Origin of the sequence: Candidatus Planktophila sp. (assembly GCF_046070465.1) — a bacterium.
GTDB lineage: Bacteria > Actinomycetota > Actinomycetes > Nanopelagicales > Nanopelagicaceae > Planktophila.
Genome location: NZ_JBJTMK010000047.1, coordinates 1 through 3,284, shown reverse-complemented (window position 1 = coordinate 3,284; position 3,284 = coordinate 1). Strand labels below are relative to the sequence as shown.

The following is a 3,284-nucleotide window of genomic DNA, read 5'->3' as shown; positions in this document are numbered from 1 at the left end:
TGGCGCTGTTGCCAAGACGTAGCGCTTCTGAAATCGATGCAAGCGCTGTAGGAACAGCGCCATTACTTCTGGCGATAAGGCAGTCATCGCATCATCGGCAAATGAAATTCGCGGAGCACTAGATGTTCTAGGTTGTGATCCTTTTGATCCAGCATTTGCAACTTCTTCAACACACAATGATGTGACTGCAGCCCTTGACGGCACAATTAAGTTGGCGCTTGCTCAACGGGAAGCTGCACGAGTACGTAAAGATTTTGAAAGTTCAGATGCGATTCGCGATGGCTTAACTGCTCTCGGAATCGTTATCGAAGATACAGCGCAAGGACCACGATGGTCGATCTCACGTAAGACTGAAGGAAGTGGTTCATAATGGCCGGAAATTCAAAGCCTCGCGGCGCTGTTCGTAAGCAGAAGAAGGGCCCCACAGTTGGCTCTGGCGGAAACCGCAAGCGCGGATTAGAAGGTAAAGGTCCAACACCAAAAGCTGAAGACCGTCCTTATCACGCAGCTCATAAGGCGAAGAAGCGCGCAGAGAAGGTTGCTGCCAAGAAGCCAGCTGCTGCTCGACTTCCTAAGTCAGAGATGCCTAAGGGCGAAATCGTTTCTGGGCGTAACGCAGTGTTAGAGGCGCTTCGTGAAAGCGTTCCAGCTACTGAGGTAATGGTTGCGCGCGGAGTCGATATTGATGATCGCATCGCAGAATCTCTTCAGCTAGCTCTCAATCATGGATTGCAAATTAAAGAGGTTCACCGTGCATCGCTCGAATCCATCGCACCTAATAGCCAAGGAATCATCCTTGGTATCAAGCCATTCCAGTATTCAAGTTATGAAGAGATCTGCGATCGCGCCAAGGGTGCAAAGCTGATTGTCGCTCTCGATGGCGTCACAGATCCTCGTAACCTAGGTGCAGTGACGCGTTCTGCAGCTGCCTTTGGAGCCTCTGGAATCATTATTCCTGAGCGTAGAGCAGCAGCTGTGACCGCCTCTGCGTGGAAGACCTCTGCCGGAGCAGCAGCTCGTCTGCCGATTGCACAGGTAACAAACCTTGCTCGCACGATTGATGATGCCAAGAAGCGCGGAATGTTTATCGTCGGCCTCGATGGTGAATCAGATGTTCAACTCTCAGAGATGAAGGTTGCCAAAGAAGATTTGATGATTATCGTCGGATCTGAAGGTAAGGGTCTTGCACGATTGACTCGCGAGAAGTGTGACTTGATTGTCTCTATCCCAATCAGCTCTTCGACTGAATCACTCAACGCATCTGTTGCAACGTCAATTACTCTCTTCTGGATAGACGAGCAGCGTCGCAAAGGTTAAGCAATGATCTACAACCGTTTTATTGTCTGTGGTGACTCGTATAGCGAAGGCATGACTGATGAGGTTGTAGATGGAAACTTTCGCGGTTGGGCAGATCGTGTTGCTGATGAACTCGCACAACATGTAGATAACTTCACCTATGCCAATTTAGCGATCCGCGGAAAGTTGGTTGGCCAGGTAGTCGATGACCAGATTCCTGAGGCGCTGAAGTTTGTTACAGGTAAAGAGACTCTCGTTTCCTTCCATGCCGGTGCCAACGATGCTCTTCGTCCTGGGTATGACGCGGCTGCCACAATCGCTAAGTACCAAGGCGCAGTGCTCGCACTGGCTAATTCAGGTGCGACGATTCTCCTCTTTACTGTTTTAGAAGATACCGGCAATAAAGGTAAAGGCGCCGAAGTCTGGAAGTCACGCTTCTCGCAATTTAATAAAGCAGTTCATGAAGTGGGTGCAGAAGTTGGTGCAATTGTCTCTGATGCAAACGGTCTAGATTTCTTTAAAGATAATCGCTTCTTGGCATTTGATCGCCTACATCTCAACGAAGATGGTCACTGGCGAGTATCGCAGGGCGTTCTTGAAGTTTTAGATTATCCATACGATGCAGCATGGCGAACACCATTGCCACCGGCAGTACCGGAGAGCTGGTTAAAGCAGCGTGCTACAGGGGTTTTGTGGTTCTGCGTATTTGCCTTGCCGTGGATTTGGCGCCGTCTGCGCGGTAAATCATCGGGCGACGGCCGCACAGCAAAATACCCGCAGCCAATCACTTGGCCACGGGCATCTGCTCAACGCTTTAAATAGCTCGTACTGTCCAACCGAAGGTGTAAGTACCACCGCCGACGATGTACGCAGGCAACGTATCTGGACCACACGATGCAGTTCCAACGCCACGATGTGCAGCATCGATATGAACAACAGCGGTGCCCGCAGGTACTACCTCAACATCATGTGTCTTATCTGCAAGTTCAGTTGCACGGTTAGGCGTTACTGAAACCTGGAGTGGCTTATCTAAATCAAAGCGCACACCATGTCCATCGTTACCTGTTAATTCGAACCAACGCACTCCAACGTGTCCACCATTTTCTTGTGGGCGAACATATGGAATGTATTGAGCTGCAACTGTTGAGACCCAACGATGGATACGACCAATCTTGCGGTCAGGGTATGACTCGTGTGGCCCTGAACCGAAGTAGGTGTAGGTATCGAGTGCACCATCGAGTTCGAGGTTGATACCAACGCGAGCCAAATCTTCTAGCTGCTTTGGAACAACAATCGTCTCTTTGACCGCAAAACCATCGGCTACAGGTGTGATCACCTGAGTCTGCTTAATAACAAACCCGGTGCTAGTTTCCCAGACGCTGACAACTTTTCGTTGCTTTGCATTTTCAGTGATGGTGCAATCAGTGCGAGTAAGTTCGCGAACTCCATAACGTTCCCACTTGGTTGCGATATGTCCGATGCGATCGTTATCGGTAGGCGCACGCCACAATGAAAGTTCTGGAGCGTATGCACCGTATGGAATCTGAATCTCACCAGCATCGTTGACGCTGGACTCGAAGAGATCGTTGGTTGGCTGGGTAGAGATTGTGTTCGCCTTTGATGGAAGCGTGAACTGGTTCCAGCCAATCTCAGTCGACGTCGGAGCCCAGGCAGTGCTGCTCTTGCGCAACAAGGTGAAGGTAATAAAACGCTCACCCTTGCCATCTGCCTTGAGCAGATGCGGTGATTTCACGCTGAAACGGCCTGTTTTACGGGGTCCAACAGCGGGGAGCTTTACTCGGCCCCCATCGACAACGAGACCATCGCGGGTAATCGACCATAGGAGATCGAAATCTTCGATTCCGGTAAAGAACTGCTTATTAAAGATTGTGAACTGACCAGATGAAGCCTTGGTAGTTGCAATCTTTGCCGGAGCAGCGAGTGCCTTCATCTCATGCATTGCAGGCTTTGCAGTTCGATCTGGGAAG

Annotated in this window: 4 protein-coding genes; 3 read left to right on the top strand and 1 reads right to left on the bottom strand. The window is 50.3% G+C overall.

What is annotated here, in order from left to right; all coding sequences use genetic code 11:
* Nucleotides 1-181: 181 nt before the first annotated feature.
* The 3 genes from ACKOVI_RS02275 to ACKOVI_RS02265 are packed head-to-tail and all read left to right on the top strand — an operon-like array spanning nucleotide 182 to nucleotide 2,118.
* Complete coding sequence (locus ACKOVI_RS02275; RefSeq protein WP_509602395.1) at nucleotides 182-370, top strand: CysS/YqeB C-terminal domain-containing protein; 189 nt, start codon at nucleotides 182-184, stop codon at nucleotides 368-370.
* On the top strand, nucleotides 370-1,317 hold the full coding sequence (gene rlmB / locus ACKOVI_RS02270; protein ID WP_509602394.1) for a 23S rRNA (guanosine(2251)-2'-O)-methyltransferase RlmB: 948 nt from the start codon (nucleotides 370-372) through the stop codon (nucleotides 1,315-1,317). The genes ACKOVI_RS02275 and rlmB overlap by 1 nt, the downstream gene beginning before the upstream one ends.
* A gap of 3 nt (nucleotides 1,318-1,320) precedes the next feature.
* The gene (locus ACKOVI_RS02265) at nucleotides 1,321-2,118 is read left to right on the top strand and encodes an SGNH/GDSL hydrolase family protein (protein ID WP_509602393.1); all 798 of its coding nucleotides are present in this window, start codon (nucleotides 1,321-1,323) and stop codon (nucleotides 2,116-2,118) included.
* Here ACKOVI_RS02265 and ACKOVI_RS02260 read toward each other — a convergent pair.
* Nucleotides 2,111-3,284 (bottom strand): beta-galactosidase small subunit-related protein (locus ACKOVI_RS02260; protein WP_509602392.1); only part of this gene is annotated, 1,174 nt, incomplete at its 5' end. The two genes, ACKOVI_RS02265 and ACKOVI_RS02260, sit on opposite strands and share 8 nt — an antisense overlap.

Coding starts and splice junctions, on each gene's coding strand:
- rlmB (WP_509602394.1), top strand. CDS start 370: ATGGCCGGAAATTCAAAGCCTCGCGGCGCTGTTCGTAAGCAGAAGAAG.
- ACKOVI_RS02265 (WP_509602393.1), top strand. CDS start 1,321: ATGATCTACAACCGTTTTATTGTCTGTGGTGACTCGTATAGCGAAGGC.